Origin of the sequence: Pseudomonas sp. 22490 (assembly GCF_052044465.1) — a bacterium.
GTDB lineage: Bacteria > Pseudomonadota > Gammaproteobacteria > Pseudomonadales > Pseudomonadaceae > Pseudomonas > Pseudomonas aeruginosa.
Genome location: NZ_JBQENS010000021.1, coordinates 1 through 16,107 on the forward strand (window position 1 = coordinate 1; position 16,107 = coordinate 16,107).

Below are 16,107 nucleotides of genomic sequence, written 5' to 3' on the forward strand. Positions count from 1 at the left end.
TGCGGATTCCACGGTCATCTGGCCACCCATTCCATGAGCATCTGACCACCGATTCCACGGTGATCCGGCCACCCATTCCACGCGCATCCGGCCACTGATTCCACGGCCATCCGGCCACTCAACCGGGCAGGCAGTAACGCAGGATTTCTTCACTACCATCGACCTCTTTTTCGAAGCAGAGAGGTCGTCGTGGAGCGTTTATCCATGCGTAAGATTCGCGAAGTACTACGTCTCAAGTTCGAGGTCGGACTATCGGCTCGCCAGATTGCGGTCAGCGTGCAGGTCGGTCGTGTCACCGTCGGCGACTACCTCAATCGTTTTGCCGCCAGCGGTCTCAGTTGGCCCTGTTCGTTGTCCGATGCCGAGTTGGAGCAGCAACTGTTCCCGCCGGCCCCGGCGGTTGCCAGTGAGAAGCGGCCTTTACCCGATTGGGCATGGGTGCATGCCGAACTGCGCCGCCCCGGGGTGACCCTGGCGCTGCTCTGGCAGGAGTACCGCCTGAGCCAGCCTCAGGGCTTTCAGTACAGCTGGTTCTGTGAGCACTACCGAGCCTGGCAGGGCAAGTTGGACGTGGTGATGCGTCAGGAGCACCGCGTCGGCGAGAAGCTGTTCGTCGACTATGCCGGCCAGACGGTGCCGGTTATCGATCGCCACAGCGGCGAGATCCGCCAGGCGCAGGTGTTCGTCGCGGTGCTCGGCGCGTCCAGCTACACCTTCGCCGAAGCCACCTGGTCGCAGCAGCTGCCGGACTGGCTAGGCTCCCATGCCCGCTGCTTCGCCTTCCTCGGCGGCGTGCCGGAGATCGTGGTGCCGGACAACCTGCGCAGCGCGGTGAGCAAGAGTCACCGCTACGAGCCGGACATCAACCCCAGCTACCGCGATCTGGCCGAGCACTATGGCGTGGCGGTGGTGCCGGCGCGGGCACGCAAACCGCGCGACAAGGCCAAGGCCGAAGTCGGCGTGCAGGTGGTCGAGCGTTGGATCCTCGCCGCACTGAGGAATCGGCAGTTCTTCTCCCTGGATGAACTCAACACGGCCATCGCCGGGCTGCTGGAGCGGCTCAACCAACGCCCGTTCAAGAAGCTGCCGGGCTCCCGGCAGTCGGCCTTCGACAGCCTGGATCGTCCGGCGCTGCGCCCCCTGCCGGAGCAACCCTACGTCTACGCCGAGTGGAAGAAGGCGCGGGTGCACATCGACTACCACGTCGAGGTCGATGGGCATTACTACTCGGTGCCGTATCAACTGGTGAAGAAGCAGCTGGAGGTGCGCCTGACGGCGCGCACCGTCGAGTTTTTCCACGCCAACCAGCGAGTGGCCAGCCACCTGCGCTCAATGCACAAGGGCAGGCACAGCACGCAGGCCGAGCACATGCCCAAGAGCCATCGCGAGCATGCCGAGTGGACGCCGCAACGGCTGATCCGCTGGGCCGAGCAGACCGGGCCGAACACCGCCGGCGTGATCCGGCACATCCTCGAACGGCGCATCCATCCGCAGCAGGGCTACCGGGCCTGCCTGGGCATCCTGCGCCTGGGTAAAACCCACGGTGAGGCGCGTCTGGAGTTGGCCTGCCGTCGCGCCATCAGCCTCGGCACGTGCAGCTACAAGAGCCTCGAATCGATCCTGCGCCAGGGGCTGGAAAACCTGCCGCTAGCTCAAACCAACCTGCCGCTGCTGCCGGACGACCACGCCAACCTGCGCGGATCCGCCTACTACCACTGACCCCAAGGAATCCCACCATGCTGCCCCATCCGACCCTGGACAAGCTGCAAACCCTGCGCCTGCACGGCATGCTCAAGGCGCTGAATGAACAACTGAAAACCCCGGACATCGACAGCCTGAGCTTCGAAGAACGCCTCGGCCTGCTGGTCGACCGCGAGCTGACCGAACGCGATGACAAGCGCCTGAGCAGCCGCCTGCGCCAGGCCCGGCTCAAGCACAACGCCTGCCTCGAAGACATCGACTACCGCAGCCCGCGCGGACTGGATAAGGCGCTGATCCTGCAACTGAGCAGTGGCCAGTGGCTGCGCGACGGCCTCAACCTGATCATCGGCGGCCCCACCGGTGTCGGTAAAACCTGGCTGGCCTGTGCCCTGGCCCACCAGGCCTGCCGGGAGGGCTACAGCGTGCGCTACCTGCGCCTGCCACGTTTGCTGGAAGAACTGGGTCTGGCCCATGGCGACGGCCGCTTCGCCAAGCTGATGAGCAGCTACGCCAAGACCGACCTGCTGATCCTCGACGACTGGGGCCTGGCCCCGTTCACCGCCGAACAGCGGCGCGACATGCTGGAGCTACTGGACGACCGCTACGGCCAGCGCTCGACCATCGTCACCAGCCAGATGCCGGTGGACAACTGGCACGAGCTGATCGGCGACCCGACCCTGGCCGACGCCATCCTCGACCGCCTGGTGCACAACGCTTATCGGATCAATCTGAAGGGTGAATCAATGCGCAAACGGACGCAGAAATTGACGACGCCGGGCACCTCAGACTAACAATGCCACCCCTGCGTCGCTGCGCTCCGACTGCCCGGCCGGATGGCCGTGGAACAGGTGGCCAGATGGCCGTGGAATGCCTGGCCAGATGAGCGTGGACTGGGTGGCCGGATGGTGTGGAATCCGCAGCCCTTCGATGGCTTTCTGGCACAGCGTCAGCAGGTAGAACGCGTCGAGCAACCAAGTGTAGGTTTCGTCATCGCTCTTGAGCAGATCCTGCAAGATCGGAAGGTAGTCCTGCGCCTTGCGAGGATTGTCCGCCAGCGTTGCGATTTCACCCGGCACCTGCGGGCATCCGGCTTTGTGCGCCAGCAGCTCGAGAAACTCTCGGCCCTGCCTGCTCAATGCCCCTGAGTTCTCGATGCACAGGGCGAACAGCAACAGATAATTGTGTCGAGCTTCGCGGTCATCCGTGGTGTCGAAGAAGGAGTGAGCATTGATGTCCGGCAGCGACGACACCAGCGCCACCGTTTCGGCGTGGGCGTCTTCTATGGCCTCGCCGGGCAGCGCGTTCAGGCCGTGCTGATCCTTGTATATTTCCAGAGTCAGCAGGCTGCCGCCGATGATCTCCTCAATCAGGTCGCGCATCCTGTACTGGGTGTAAAGACCGGAAAACGCCTTGCCAAAGAATCTGGAAATAATTCGTTCGCGTTTTTCGTCACTATCACAGACTTCACCGTCCGAGATCATGTCGATGATGCGGTCATACTCGTCGGAGAGGTAATACAGCGAGTTGAATGCCAAGCCTGAGATGTTTTTCTGGATGAAGTAGGAGTCGGCGACATGCTCCTCGAACGACAGCTCGATGACGGCGCGATAGCGTTCGATGCTGGTGGCTTCGATTTGGTCGATCAAGTCAATGATGAAGCTCAGCAGCTCGACTTCTTCGTCGCAGTCCACGTCCAGCTTTTCCAGCGTGACGATGAGGTGGTTGATGTCTTGCGCAGTCAGCGCGACACCGGGATGGCTGCGCATGAAGTCATACGCGAGGTTGAGCACCAGTAGCGCCTTGGGCATCGACTTGAAGCGGCGCTTGTTCGCTTCGATATTCAACGACCATTGGTGAAAACTGGTGTTGTTCTCGACCCGGATCAGACGACGGTTGATCTTGTCGACCGCCTGGAAGAGGAATTCGCGGGTTTCGATGATGTATTCGTTCATCGTGCCCAGGTTGTTGCGGATCACCGCAATACTCTGGGCGTTGATCAGGTTCTGCTGTTGCAGTTGCTTGAGGTAGTGCCAGGCGAATTTCTGCATGTGCAGCGCGTCGACCTGGTTCTGCAACTGGTTCTGACGACTCTTGCCAGTGAACGCACTGGCAAACCGCTTGAAGAATCCGCTTTCGGCTTGTTGCTTCAGGCGCTCTTCGCTGCAGGTGATCAGCCGCGAGGCATCCACCGCCAGTTGCTGGGTCTGCGCGGCGTTGTTCCGGTGCTGGGCGACGAGGGCCTCAACCGCCTCCTGCTCCGAGGCATCCAGCGGCTGTTGGAAGATTTCCTGGGGTGCTGCTTCGACCGTTTCGCTCATTGAAAATACGCCTTAAAGATTATCGATCAGGTTCTTCAACTGTGTGCTTTGGGCTGCCATGGTCTTGACCTGGCCGGCGAAATGTCGCTCGGACAGATACAGCCCCTTGTGGAACTCGGCATAGAAAGACTGCGACATCTGCAGGTATTCCAGCGAGTCGTGCATGATCATGGCGTTACTCGCCACGTGTTCGGTGGCTTCCAGCGTCAGACGGAAGCTTTTCTCAATGTGATTGTCGATGGCGATGCTCATGGCCATCGTGGTGATTAGGCCGCCGATGATGCCGCCGACCAGCGCGCCGATGGGACCACCAAGAGCACCCACCGCGGCGCCCACTGAGCTGCCGACGACGGCGGCGCCGGATTGCAGCAGATTGTGACCGGCCCGGGTTTCTAGTTCTTCGCGGGTGATCTTGCCCGCCGCGAACAGCACCACGTTCTGGACCACATCCACCGCGCACACTGCCGCCGCCGCCACGCCGCTGTTGGCGAAGGTGCGCTTGAAGGCAGAGCCTGCGAACAGCGTCGGCAGGTTACGTGCCGTGATGCTGACCGTCGCCGTGGCGACACCCGCTTTCAGCGCACTGTCGCCGGCGGCGATGGCGGTGTTTTGCAAAATCAGCAAGGTTGCTTGTTCTGCCGTGATCTCGCCGTCCCGTACACGTTTGATCGACTGGAAAGTGTTGATGCTGCCCGCGATGACGGTGGTGATCACCGCCGCCGAGCCCGCCGCGCGCAGGCTCTGCTGGACAGTCGCCTTGTTCAGGTAACCGTTCTGCATGTTTTCATGCAGTTCCTTGCCGGTCTTGCTGCCACTGCCCAGGTGTTCGGCGTCCCGCTTGCTCAGCGGCGTCGACTGGGCGCCCTCGACGTCGAGATTAGCCGTAGTCTTCTCACGTACCTTTTCTGCGGCATTGGCCACCTCTGGACGGGTTTGCTGGTTGCGCAGCATGTCGCGTTTCGCGGCATCTTTGATCTGCTCGATCTGATCTGCGGGACCGATAAAGGCATCGCTGTCCCGGTACTGGTGAATGCCATCCTTAGTGGACCTGAAGGCCTTTTGGGTGGCATCGCCATTCTTGAAATATTTCAGTTGCGCGCCGAGCAACTGCTCATCGCCTTTCATCACGACGATGTCATGGGTTGTATGGTTCTTGGCGAGCGGGGTATTGGTAAAGTTATCGGTGAAGGCCCGGACGTCCTTGTCCTTGAGGATGGCGTCCAGGTTGAACGATTCGGCGTGCCAGGTCTCGGCCGCGAACCCGCCTTTGATCGCGCTGTTCTGTGCCGTTCCGGCAATCTTGTCGATGATGACGTTTGCGTGGCTGATCTCGGTCAGCATGTGGCCAATCTTTTCCGATGCCTGCGTAGGCCAGATCGGACAGAGGCTGACTGAGTTGTTCAGTGCCCTTTTACGTTCGTTGTCCATGGAGCTTCCTTCATCAACATATGGAGGTCCACCACCGCGTTATCACGCGTGAGGCGAGTAGTCAGGCCCTGAATAAAAGGTGCGCAAGTTGCCTAGCTTCTGTTGGATTTCATCGACCCAGACCTGCGGCGCGTGGACCCGGATGTTGTCGTTGAGCCCGAAGATCCACCATAGGGTGTCCCGGTCCAGCGCAACCTGGGCATGCAACCTCTTCCAGGCCTGATTGGGCAGATCGCTCAGACTCTGCACGGTGCTCAGTGGCGTCTCGCTGAGCAGGGCGGCAATCTGTGGATGTACGTCGGCGATCAGTTCGACCTGCGTTTCGGCCTGTCGATGGCTGAAAATCCCGGTGTCGATGTAGTCATCGACGTCGAATGTGGCGTGCGACTCTGCCGCTTCATCCAGCACTCGAACCTCGCGGATGCGATGCAGGGCAAACTGGCGCAGGTCGCTATATCCATCGACAGACGCCAGCAGATAGCTGACGGCGTGTCGTGACACGAGGCCTGCTGGATGTAGGCGCAGCCGCTTGAGCTCACCTTTGCTTCGGCTTTGGTATGCAACATCCAGCTGCTTGCGCTCCAGGAGGGCGGTGGAAACCTGATCCCATACCGTCGGAGCAATCACTGCGGGTAGCAGGGTTTTCCCGTAGGGAATTGCCCGAACACGCCTAGCCCAATCCGCCAGGCCATTATTGCCCAGGCTGCCAAGGAAGTTTCGGGCCCGCCGGAACTGCGGACTCAGTTGATCCAGCACCGTCTGGGGCAACAAGGTGTTCAGATGGCTTTCCGACAGGTACAAGGCAAGCGCGGTGGGAGCATCCATGTCTTCCAACTTCAGTGGTGCGTCTCGTGTGAAACTCCAGCGGAATGGGGTTTCGCTATCGTCACACTGTAAGGAGAAGGGAACAGACAGCCGGTTCAGGTCGCGCTGGATGGAGCGCAGAGTTACGGAAAAGCCTTTATCGCGGAGCTTTTCGAGAAGGGTTGGTGTTGCGATGCGCCGAGGCTCGGTGGGTATCAGTCGCAATAATGCGAATAACCTGAGCAGCGTATCTTTCGCTTGGGACATGAAGACTACCTTGTGCTGAAATGCGACTTATCGCCAACGTTCTGGCGTCAAGTCAGTGCCGATGCTAGCGGCTTGAGTGGCATTGTGCCAGCTCTTGCCTGTGAAATCAGACCGGGTCCCACTCAGCGGGGCGTTATAGCTTTATGCCGGCTGTGGGAGGACTGAAGATGCTCATTCACATGGAAGGAGACTGACGAGCCTCTTTCTCACGTTTCAGTTCGTTGTATTCGCAGTACAGCTCGTACCCTTTCTTCAGCACTACAATGAGGCCGATTGCGGCAAACAGATTTTTCATTGGAAGCTCCTTTGGTGGATCCTCGATAGATTTGCTTGAAGGGGCGACAAGTTGTGTCGCTTGCTCTTGGGCAGGATCACTGCTTATTGACACTGAGGAATTGCTCCAAGCGCGTCCTGAGAATTTCCTTATGATTAGCGCCGCGACGTTCAAGCGAAGGGCTATGGCAGTTGGGGCAGGTGATGAACCAATCGCGTTCCAGTACCAGCACATCGCTCTGGGGAAAAATGGTCTTTTTCCAAGAGCAGCACGCGCAGGTGAGGGTGAAGGGAGCGGGTGGGATTGGCATAGCAGTCATCCCGTGACTATTGGATGACGCCAGACTGCCAGCAGGTCGCGACAGATCATGTCGCCTCACTTGATCTGAGTCTTGGCTGAACACAAGGCGAAGGTTGTAGTGCTGGAGTGAGGGGCTGTACCCAGCGCTTCCATGCGACTTCCCAGTCAGTATCGTGGCTTGCTCCCGGTATATGGATGCATTCGATATGAGAGGGGGAGCCGAGAGCCCTCCGGTAAAGGTCTGGCAAGCGACTTGGAATAACAGTGTCTCGCTGTCCAACTAAATGCCGCTGAGGCAACGACACGAGTTGACTACGATAGTCGAGCGGATCTAGTGAGCCGTTGAGTGGCGAGAGCCCTTTCAGTTCTGCCCAAAGCCGCGGGCTGAGGTTGCCCGCCAGCGTCTGAACCTGAGCAACATCATCCCGCTGAGCTGCCAGCAGCAGTGCCAACGCCGCACCCCCGGAATACCCCACCAGCTCGTATTCTCGATTGCCGTAGCGTTGTTTCATCTGATCCAGCGCCTGGCTGAGGCTGGTGACAACCTCCTGCGAAAAGCGCCGATCAGTCCAGAGGGCAGGTTCGCAGGTCGGTGCCATGACGAACTGACAGGGCCGCGCCAGATAGGCATTCGGCGTCGGATCGTCCACTGCCAGACGTGCCACCAACAGGTTGTGCGGACTCGGATCCAGGCTGGGTTGCGTGGCGGTGGCCCAGGCATGGCCATCGCCTTCCAGATAGACGCGCAGACGAGTGGGGGCCGTGGTGCCCTTCGGTGCCAGCATGGCGAGTGGGAACGGCTGCCTCGGCAGTATCTCCAGTTGCCGCCCATGCGCATTCGCCAACTGCTGCAACGCCTCGCGAGGCGACTGGCACCCGGCGAGAAGGGTGCCAAGCAGTACCGTGAGGGCTCGAAGAAAACCGGCCCACCTGCGTGGGCCGGAAAGGTAGAGGTTCATCAGAAGTCGTAACGGACCTTGGCGGTGAAGGTGTCGGCATTGAAGTCGGTCTTGCCGGTGTAGTCGTAGCTGACACCAACCGTGACCGCACCCAGATGGTAGTCCGCACCGACACCCGCTTCGTAGCTGTTGCGCACCGCCTTGGCACCTTGGCTCACGAAGGGCGTGCCACCCAGCACAAAGGTCGAGGTGCTTTGGGCTTCGTCCGCGGCGAAGTCATGGTAGGCCATCAGTTTGGCTTGCGGCTGCAGGTTGCCGTTACCGACCTGGAAGTCTCCGGCTACCCGCACACCAGCACCGAGTTCCGCCACTTCGTAGCGTTGGCTATCCACCTTGAGCGCTGCCGACGAGCCTTTCTCGTGGTAGCCATCGATATCGACGCGGGCGTAGCGGGCGGCCAGGCGCGGCTCGACCAAAAACTGCTCGTTCAGGTGATAGGTGTAGCCACCGACGACGTTGGCTCCCAGGACCTGACTGTCGTAGTCGCCTTTGGCCGTGGTGCTGGCGATGCGTCGCTTGCTCTCGTTGTCGTTGAGCCCATAGCTCAGGTTGGCATCGACGAAATAGTTGCCCTGTTCGAAACCGCTGTACAGGGTGAGAGCATTGCCGTCGACATCGGTGGTGTTGCCGCTGTCGCTGTTCACGCTGGTGTGCAGGAAGCTGTAGGCCACGCCCAGGGTCAACTGGTCGGTGAGCTTGCCATCGGCGCCGATGGCGATGCCGCGGCTGTAGGCGTTGAAGCCGGCCACGCCGTCACGCAGATCCTGGTTGGCATCGCTGTACAACGCCTGGGCCCAGAGGCCAGTGTTCTGCAGCACATCGCCAGAGGACGCACCGCGCAGGCTGCTGGTGCGATTGCCGGTGACGTTGCTCACCAGCGTCTGCCCACTGGTGGCCGCCTGGGTCGCACCACCGTTCACCTCGGGGGCGAGCTGCTCCGTCAGCTTCTTCAGCGCTGCCGGATCCTGCGAGGCATTCACGTAAGCCTGGAACACCGGATCGTTGGGACTGCTCTGCGCCAGTCCAGTAATCACCTGGCTGAAGGCCGCGCCTGCACGTTGGGCGTTGGCTGAACCGCCAATCTGACCGATTACCTCATCGACTTCGTCCTGGCCCTTGGTGCTGACCTTGGCCAGGATCTGGTTGTCGCCACTGCTGACGGTGTCGACGTTCAGCAGGGCCGAACGGCTGGTCACGCTGACGCCGTCATCCTGCAGGGTGCCGGCTTGGACCAAGGTGTAGGTCGTGCCCAGGGCCTTGAAGTCGCTGCCCTGGGCCGCCAGCTGGATCTGCGAGCCCTTGGCGAACTCCGCGGTACCGGATACCGCGACCACGGCCTTGCTCGGATCCGTGGCCGTGCTCAGGTTGAGTCCCAGCGAGGAGTTGCCGGCCACATCCAGGTTGCCCTGAATGGTGGTGTGCGGCTGAGCGAATTCCAAGTGTGCCGGCGTGTTACCCGCATCGCTGCCGACATCCAGCCAACCGCCGTCCTTCAGGCGGATGTTCGCGCCATCGATGCTGGCGTCGGTGCCGCTAAAGGTCACGTCGCCGTTCACTTCGATATTGGACAGGTCGATCAGGTTGCCGGTGATGCTGCCGGCATTCCACACCAGGTGCACGCCGCCACTGGCCTGGGAGGCATCGATGGCTTCGTCCTGGGAAATCAGGGTGCCGCTGTTCTGGATGACCAGGGTATTGCTGGCATTCGCGCCGTCGATGTCGAAAGCGCCCACCTCGATGGCGGCATCGTCAGCCTGGATCGTGCCGGTGTTGAGAACCTGAACCGGCGCGCTGGCAAAACTCACACCGTCGAGACGCAACGCGGTTGCATCGTCGCCGCTGGCCACGATGCTGCCATGGTTCTCGATTCCGCCCAGGTCCACTCGATCCGGGCTACCCATGTCGTCGTCATAGGTGGCGAGAACGCCCGTCGATTCGGTACCGCCGACCTGGATCAGGCCGTTGTTGATCAGCTTGCCGTCGATGGTGCCGCCCTTGAGCTGGATTCCCGTGGCCTCGTCACCATCGGCGAGGATCTTGCCGCTGGCGGCGTTGATCAGGTCGCCCTGCAATACCGACTGCCCGGCTAACTTGAGGCCGCGGATGCCGTCGCCCTCGAGCACACCGCCGGCCACCTGCAGGGTGCCTTCATTGACCAGGTTGCCATGGATGATGGCCGGATCGATGAGCAGTCCGGTGACGCCAGCGCCATTCACCGTGATGCTGCCTTTGTTCTGCAGGTTGCCGAACACCTCAGTCGGCGCGTCGATGGACGAGGGATTGTCGTCGTCACCCGCGTAAGACAGGTCGACACCATTGAGGTCATCGCCCGTGGCCTGCACCTGGGCGTTGAGCACCAGGTCGTGGTTGAAGGTGTCGCTGTAGAAGCGAAGGGGCTGGTCGCTGCCCGTGAAGGCGCCGGTCACTTCGGTGCTGTCGGTGTAGGTGTTGCCTTCGCTGTCCAGGCCGCTGTTGGTCAGCGTCAAAGCGTGTGCGGCGAGGGGCAGGGCGCTGGCGGAAATCGCCAGAGCGAGCAGTGTCTTGCGATATTTTGGAGTCATGAGTGCTTTATCCCTAAACAGTATTTGGCGATTTGTTTTTTATTTTTTGTTTTGCGGAGACCTCTTTTCGAAAATAAAAAGTTGGGTGGTGACTGCGCAGCCAAACTTGGCTGCGCAGTTGGTGGAGTGATTGGTTCGGTTTGATGAGGATCTTTCTTATTGTTTAACTGCGACGCGACAACTTGCGTCGTTCTGCCTACCAAGCAGAGCGACAGAGGTTTTTCTTGCTAGTCAGGGGTTGGAGAACCTGGGGAAGGTTCTGAGTCGGGAGCGTCACCGTCTGGCCACCGGCGCTGAGCTGCAGGGTGCGGGCCTTGCGCAGCGCGGCCCAGAAGCCTGGGAAGCTGGAGCTGCAGGCTTCGCAGTCGGTGTAGAAGGGATTGCTGAAGGTGGTGCCGTCGACGATGACGTCGAAGCCATCCTTTTCGGAGGAGTAGCGCTTGCCGGCGAGGGTGGCGTAGGCGGAGACGGGGCTTTCGTCATCGTCCGGGCAGGCGATGCTCAACTGGTTGTCGTGGCCGTCGTCGACCAGGTGTTCTTCGACGCCCTGGGTGTAGCTGGAGGTCCATTCGGAGGTGCCGGCAAAAGCTGTGTTGGTGGCCAGCCAACTGAGGAGAGAAGCCAGAAGCAGTTGCTTGTGCATGGGGACGATCCCTGTATCGAGTGAAGAAAGATCACCAATAAAGTCGAAAATCAACCTTTTGAGGTGATTCTCGACTTGTGATGTTCTTCATGTCAATGAGGTGGTGCCCAACCATTCAAGTTGAATGGGAGAGGCATCATGGTTGGTACGGATCAGAAAGCACTGGCTGAAGCGGTAGGGCGGGCGATTGCCAAGCAGCGCATGCGCTGCGGGATGACGCAGGACGAGGTGGCGGAAATCCTGGGCGTTGGGAATGAAGCGGTATCCCGCATCGAGCGCGGAATCGTCATGCCCAACATTGCTCGGCTGTTCGAGTTTGCGACGATCTTCAACTGCAACGCGATGGAACTGCTGAGCGAGGCCAGCTTGCGCCCAGATGACCAGGCCTCGCGGATCAGCGGATTGCTGAATGTCCTGGGGGAGGGCGACCGTCAGTTGGTCGTGGAGATGGTGGAGCGGTTGAGCGAGCGACTCAGTCGCGGGTGAGGGGGGGTACTTCAGCCAGCAGAATTGAGCTAGCGGCGCGGTACGGGCTCTTCGTTGTACTTCGCCCCGCAACGGAGGCAGAGGCAGTCGTACTCCATGAACTGGAAGCGGCGCACGTCGCGAATGAAATCGCCGGTGCTGTTCCAGTTTGCCGCCGCGCCGCAGATGCCATCGAGCATCAGGTTGAACGCGCGCTCCAGCGGGCTCTCGCAATGCAGGTCCGAGGTTATCGGCTGCTGCCGGGCAGGTGACTGCTGGATGCCGCGCAAGAAACCGTCCAGTGTGCCCATCAGCCTGGCCAGCGCCTTGGCGGCGTCCTTGGACAACACCACGGAAGAATTACAGATCAGGCACCGTGTGATCATGGTGAGTGCTCCTGTTAGGCGGAAAGTTGAGATGAGAAATCGGCGAGTAGGAGCCCCGACGGCTCCTGCTTATGCCGTCACGGGACTAGAAGGAAATGCGGAGCCCGATCCGTTGGAGGAGTCGGTGGAAGAGGACCAGCGCCAGCACGATGACTAGCGCCAGCGGCCAAAAGCGCAGCATGAGCACCAGCAGCGCAACGGCCACTGCACAGCTGGCCAGCACGCCGATGAACACGAACAGCAAACCAATGAAGCGCACCAGGTTCATGGCGCAATCCTCCTCGTAGATTGAGTGATGGGTGATGCCGCGGACATCAGTCCGCGGCATGTTGGGCACGAGCTTCGGCGCGGGCTTTCAGCAGCGCCGACAGGGTGGGTTTCGGTGTGGCAGGTGGTTCCACTACAGGAGCGGCCGAAGGGGGCGATTCAGGAGTCGGCTCCGGAAAGAACTCCTCGACGATGGCCCCTGTCTCCTCGTCGCTGTCCTCGAAGGCTCCGTTGGCAAAGCCCAGCCGTGCGGTGGCATCCAGCGCCACCTGGTCGAAGCCTGAGGCCTGGCGTGCCTCATCAAGTTCTCGCGCTTGTAGCAGTGCTTCCTCCATCGACAATCCACTGCGCACCGTGATGTCGACGTAGAAGATCGGCGAGCCGTGGCTTTGCCGGGTGGACTTGCCGCGCAGGCGCAGCTCCAGCGGCAGACACGCCAGGCGGTTGCCCGAGATCGCCTGCAGGTACTGCAGCCGGGCCGCCAGGGTGCGGATGCTGTTGAAGCCGGTGGTGCGGAACACGAAGCTGCCCAGCGGATCCTCATCGCCGATGGCGACGTTGAGGCGACCGTAGGGTTTGCAGGCACCGCCCTTGGCCAACGGACAGCCATCCGGCGAAGGGCAGGGCAGCGAGGCGATGCCGTCCTGGCTACGACGCTTGCAGGTTTCGCCGTTGCCGACACATAGTGGCCGCCCGGACTGCCGATCGAACAGACAGTACTCGGCACGGAAGTTCAGCTCCGGCGCGTTGAACAGCAGGCGGATCGGAATGCTGCGGATCTTGCCGCCCTGGGCCTTACGCAACTCCTCGTCCAGGGGATGGGGTAGCCAGCCATCGCGGAGCTGGACTTGCGAAGTGAGGGTGAATTGGTCGTCCTTTTCCGGCAGACGCTTGCCGTTCTTCTCGACGACCTTGCCGATGGAAATCCGCCCGAGCACCGGCGGGGTAATGGCCAAGCCTTTGAGCATGGTGGTTCTCCAGTGGATGAATAAAAAGACCACCTCGGCGCAGGGGGAGACGCCGAGGTGATCAAGGGGGGAATCGAAATCAGGTAATCAGGAAGCGCCGGCTGCCGACCTTGGTGGTGGGGTAGCGCACCAGCAGGTAGGGCTTTTCCTTGAGCAGCCGCGGTACATCGAGCACCACGCTGTCCTTGGCCTTGCGCCAGGACACCGCGCCGTTGGCGAACAGCGCCCGGCTGGCATCGCCCATGGCCTGCTGCAGCTGCTGTTTCAGTTCGGCCTCGCGCTTGCTCTGGACTTCCAAGCTGGCGCGGACGGCCTGCAGTTCATCGAAGGCGGCCGACAACAGTGGGTCCTGGGTGAAGTCCAGGGTGTGACCGTGGTCCTCCGGGTACAGGCATCGCAGGGCCTGCTCCGCCGACTCGGAACCATCCGCCGGCGGCGGCGTATCGCGTTGCACGTAGCCCCAGAAGTCGCGTTCCAGCTCGATCAACCGGGCGATGAGCTCGTCGTCGCGCTCGATGCGATGGATCTCCAGGTGCTGGCCACCGAGCAGCACGGCCACGTCAGCCGCCTGCTTACCGGTGACAGCTAGCTGGTGCATCACCTGCAACTGCACGTACACCGGCACCCCTTCCTTCCAGAGACGGGCTCCGTTGATGCCGGCGGTCTTGCATTCGAGGATCTGGACGTCGCTGGCGCCGGTCACCTCACGGTCGATGTTGGCCAGCATCCAGTCCTGCTTCGGATCCGGATGCTGTAGCACGGCATTGATCCGCCGCACTCGGTTGCCGGTACGCCGGGCGTAGTGGTTGGCGACGATGGGCTCGAGGATGTTGCCCCAGTAGGTCGGGCTTTCCTCGTCGTTGGGATCGCTCTTGGGCAGCCCGGCATCGCGGCCGGTCTTTTCCAGCCAGAGCTCCAGCTGCGACTTGTAGGGATTAAGGCCGACCGCGGAGGCAGCGTCCGAGCTGCCGATACCGTGCTTGCGTACGGCCAACCAGTCATCGCGAGACAGATCCTTGGTGCCGACCAAGCGCAGGGCAGGGCGTTGTCGCGCCCTGTTGGGCGTGGAATGAACATGAGTCATGAGGATTTTTCTCCGGACATAAAAATGCCCGGCCGGCAGAGCCGGTCGGGCATCGGGGGAATGAAGTGGGCAATGGTCGTCAGGCCATCAACGGGAGGACCGCATCCAGGCGGCGCTGCGATCACTCCCGCTTACCGGGCTACAGCGCCGGCTGTGGCGGTCGCCGACTGACGTCGCCGTGCATGATGGGCACGAACCTTCTCGCGCCAGCCGGGTGAGAGTTCCTTGGCCATGCCGAGATAGCGCAGCGGACAGCTGTAGTAGTACGGCGCCATGGACTCATCCATGGCTTTGTAGCCCCACTCGCCGCCACTGCGTTGCAGCAGGTCGCAGCGGATAAAGCGCATCGACTCGCCAGGCGCGAGGTCAGGATGGACACCGGTAGCTTTCGCCGTCACTTCGGTGACCGACCACAGCACATTGCCGCGCAAGGCATGCACAAGTACACGAACACTGGCTCGTGCGGTGTCTTCGGGGCGGATCAGATCTTGGATCAGCTCTGACCGGGTACGGGATGAGAACAGCCAGCCCATGAGAGAGGCCTCCAATTAAACACCGGAGTCCACTCCACAGGAGCGGAACCCCGGCGGGTGGAAGGGAACGCCCAACGCAGCGGTACCTGCGAGCCATTGCTGTCGTCGCAGGACCGCTTGGACAAAGAGGGATAACGGAAGGAGAGAACTGCTGTCAGGCCACCAACTGCAGGGCCGCCTCCAGGGCACGCTGCTTGATCACCGCTCCTTGGCCGAACCAGGCCGAGTCCATGCGGTACTCGTTGCTGCGCGCACGGCGCTCGTGGTCGACGTACTCGGTGACGGCATTGAGCAAGCCCCAGGCAGTGCCGTTGGCGGCTTCCAGTTGCGAGCCACGACCGCGGCCTTCGTACAGGCTTTGCACCCGACGCAGCGCACGTTCATTCGGCAAGGCATCCGGTAGCGGATTGTTGGGCTGGGCATCGCAGAGCACCTGCATGAAGTAACCCATCGCCTCATGCCACTGCACCTTGCGCTCGGCCAGGTGGCGCATGCGGTACATGAACTCGTCCCATTGCGAGACGGCAATGCCGAGTTGTTTCTTCACGGCCTGGGCATCGAAGCGCGTGCTGTGCGGCACCTTGATCGCCCGGATAGCGCCGTCGACAGCGATGGTCAGGGTGTTGTTGCACACCACCCGCACTGTGGTCGGCGTCGCCGTGGTGGCCAGGGTGCCGTCGCAGGAGGTGGCCAGCAGCAGGTAGCCGTTGACCAGGTCGTTGCCCTTCAACGAGGTGTTCTGCCCGGTGCGCGCCAGCGCCCAGAACTTGCGGCCGCCCTTGAGCACGCCGGCGGTTTCCAGTTCGTAGCCGGAGACCTGGGTGAGGTCGCGGTAGAACTCCAGCACTTCCCGCGGCTGCACTACCTGATAGCGTTGGGACACCACCGAGAGCGGCGCCTTGGTGTCGGAGCGGTAGAGCACCTTCTGCTCGGGGAAGGAGTGGATGCTGCCCAGGTGGCCGACCGCGTCGGCTTTGAAGTGGACCGGGCTTTCCTGGATCTGCCAGTCCATGCCGGCCTCACGCTGCCAGACTTCCAGCGGTTGTTTCGGAGAGAGACGGCTGCCCAGACCGTGCCAGGGGGCTTCGCCGACATAGGCCATACGTTCGATGAGATGAGCCATGATGAATTTCCTGTGAGCAATAGCCG

General features: G+C 61.4%; 15 protein-coding genes. 3 read left to right on the forward strand and 12 right to left on the reverse strand.

Features of this window, described 5'->3' with window-relative positions:
• Nucleotides 1–204: 204 nt before the first annotated feature.
• Entirely contained in the window at nucleotides 205–1,719 is a 1,515-nt protein-coding gene (istA, locus tag ACTJJX_RS21665) for an IS21 family transposase (protein ID WP_146537839.1), read from the forward strand.
• 17 nt (nucleotides 1,720–1,736) lie between these two features.
• Nucleotides 1,737–2,492: an IS21-like element ISPpu7 family helper ATPase IstB gene (gene istB, locus ACTJJX_RS21670; RefSeq protein ID WP_045107743.1), complete on the forward strand. Its 756-nt coding sequence runs from the start codon at nucleotides 1,737–1,739 to the stop codon at nucleotides 2,490–2,492.
• On the opposite strand, the gene ACTJJX_RS21675 is transcribed toward istB, so the two are convergent.
• The 6 genes from ACTJJX_RS21675 to ACTJJX_RS21700 form a co-directional block, all read right to left on the reverse strand.
• On the reverse strand, nucleotides 2,484–4,019 hold the full coding sequence (locus ACTJJX_RS21675; protein WP_440782020.1) for a hypothetical protein: 1,536 nt from the start codon (nucleotides 4,017–4,019) through the stop codon (nucleotides 2,484–2,486). The genes istB and ACTJJX_RS21675 overlap by 9 nt on opposite strands.
• A 12-nt stretch (nucleotides 4,020–4,031) precedes the next feature.
• Nucleotides 4,032–5,447 carry a hypothetical protein gene (locus tag ACTJJX_RS21680; RefSeq protein WP_023082725.1) on the reverse strand — a complete coding sequence of 472 codons (1,416 nt, stop codon included), beginning with the start codon at nucleotides 5,445–5,447 and terminating at the stop codon, nucleotides 4,032–4,034.
• Between the two features lie 42 nt (nucleotides 5,448–5,489).
• Nucleotides 5,490–6,518 (reverse strand): helix-turn-helix transcriptional regulator, encoded by a 1,029-nt coding sequence (locus ACTJJX_RS21685; RefSeq protein WP_003150515.1) that lies wholly within the window; start codon nucleotides 6,516–6,518, stop codon nucleotides 5,490–5,492.
• A gap of 639 nt (nucleotides 6,519–7,157) precedes the next feature.
• Nucleotides 7,158–8,051: a hypothetical protein gene (locus tag ACTJJX_RS21690; protein WP_023082722.1), complete on the reverse strand. Its 894-nt coding sequence runs from the start codon at nucleotides 8,049–8,051 to the stop codon at nucleotides 7,158–7,160.
• The gene (locus ACTJJX_RS21695; RefSeq protein WP_023082721.1) at nucleotides 8,051–10,612 is read right to left on the reverse strand and encodes an autotransporter family protein; all 2,562 of its coding nucleotides are present in this window, start codon (nucleotides 10,610–10,612) and stop codon (nucleotides 8,051–8,053) included. Before ACTJJX_RS21695 ends, ACTJJX_RS21690 begins: the two co-directional genes overlap by 1 nt.
• Before the next feature lie 196 nt (nucleotides 10,613–10,808).
• Nucleotides 10,809–11,255 carry a hypothetical protein gene (locus tag ACTJJX_RS21700; RefSeq protein ID WP_003150509.1) on the reverse strand — a complete coding sequence of 149 codons (447 nt, stop codon included), beginning with the start codon at nucleotides 11,253–11,255 and terminating at the stop codon, nucleotides 10,809–10,811.
• 138 nt (nucleotides 11,256–11,393) lie between these two features.
• On the opposite strand from ACTJJX_RS21700, the gene ACTJJX_RS21705 reads away from it, so the two are divergent.
• Nucleotides 11,394–11,741, forward strand: coding sequence for a helix-turn-helix domain-containing protein (locus tag ACTJJX_RS21705; RefSeq protein ID WP_003150507.1), 348 nt, complete (start codon nucleotides 11,394–11,396; stop codon nucleotides 11,739–11,741).
• Nucleotides 11,742–11,770: 29 nt separating this feature from the next.
• Here ACTJJX_RS21705 and ACTJJX_RS21710 read toward each other — a convergent pair whose 3' ends face one another.
• From ACTJJX_RS21710 to ACTJJX_RS21735, 6 genes are all read right to left on the reverse strand, one after another.
• Nucleotides 11,771–12,106: a hypothetical protein gene (locus ACTJJX_RS21710; RefSeq protein WP_003150505.1), complete on the reverse strand. Its 336-nt coding sequence runs from the start codon at nucleotides 12,104–12,106 to the stop codon at nucleotides 11,771–11,773.
• 85 nt (nucleotides 12,107–12,191) lie between these two features.
• Nucleotides 12,192–12,374 carry a hypothetical protein gene (locus ACTJJX_RS21715; protein WP_003150502.1) on the reverse strand — a complete coding sequence of 61 codons (183 nt, stop codon included), beginning with the start codon at nucleotides 12,372–12,374 and terminating at the stop codon, nucleotides 12,192–12,194.
• Nucleotides 12,375–12,420: 46 nt separating this feature from the next.
• Complete coding sequence (locus tag ACTJJX_RS21720; RefSeq protein ID WP_003150500.1) at nucleotides 12,421–13,341, reverse strand: recombination directionality factor; 921 nt, start codon at nucleotides 13,339–13,341, stop codon at nucleotides 12,421–12,423.
• Between the two features lie 79 nt (nucleotides 13,342–13,420).
• Nucleotides 13,421–14,425 carry a YqaJ viral recombinase family nuclease gene (locus tag ACTJJX_RS21725; RefSeq protein ID WP_023082720.1) on the reverse strand — a complete coding sequence of 335 codons (1,005 nt, stop codon included), beginning with the start codon at nucleotides 14,423–14,425 and terminating at the stop codon, nucleotides 13,421–13,423.
• Nucleotides 14,426–14,556: 131 nt separating this feature from the next.
• Nucleotides 14,557–14,958: a hypothetical protein gene (locus tag ACTJJX_RS21730; protein WP_023082719.1), complete on the reverse strand. Its 402-nt coding sequence runs from the start codon at nucleotides 14,956–14,958 to the stop codon at nucleotides 14,557–14,559.
• 154 nt (nucleotides 14,959–15,112) lie between these two features.
• A complete protein-coding gene (locus tag ACTJJX_RS21735) occupies nucleotides 15,113–16,081 on the reverse strand; it encodes a DUF932 domain-containing protein (protein ID WP_023082718.1) in 969 nt (322 codons plus the stop codon).
• Nucleotides 16,082–16,107 lie beyond the last annotated feature (26 nt).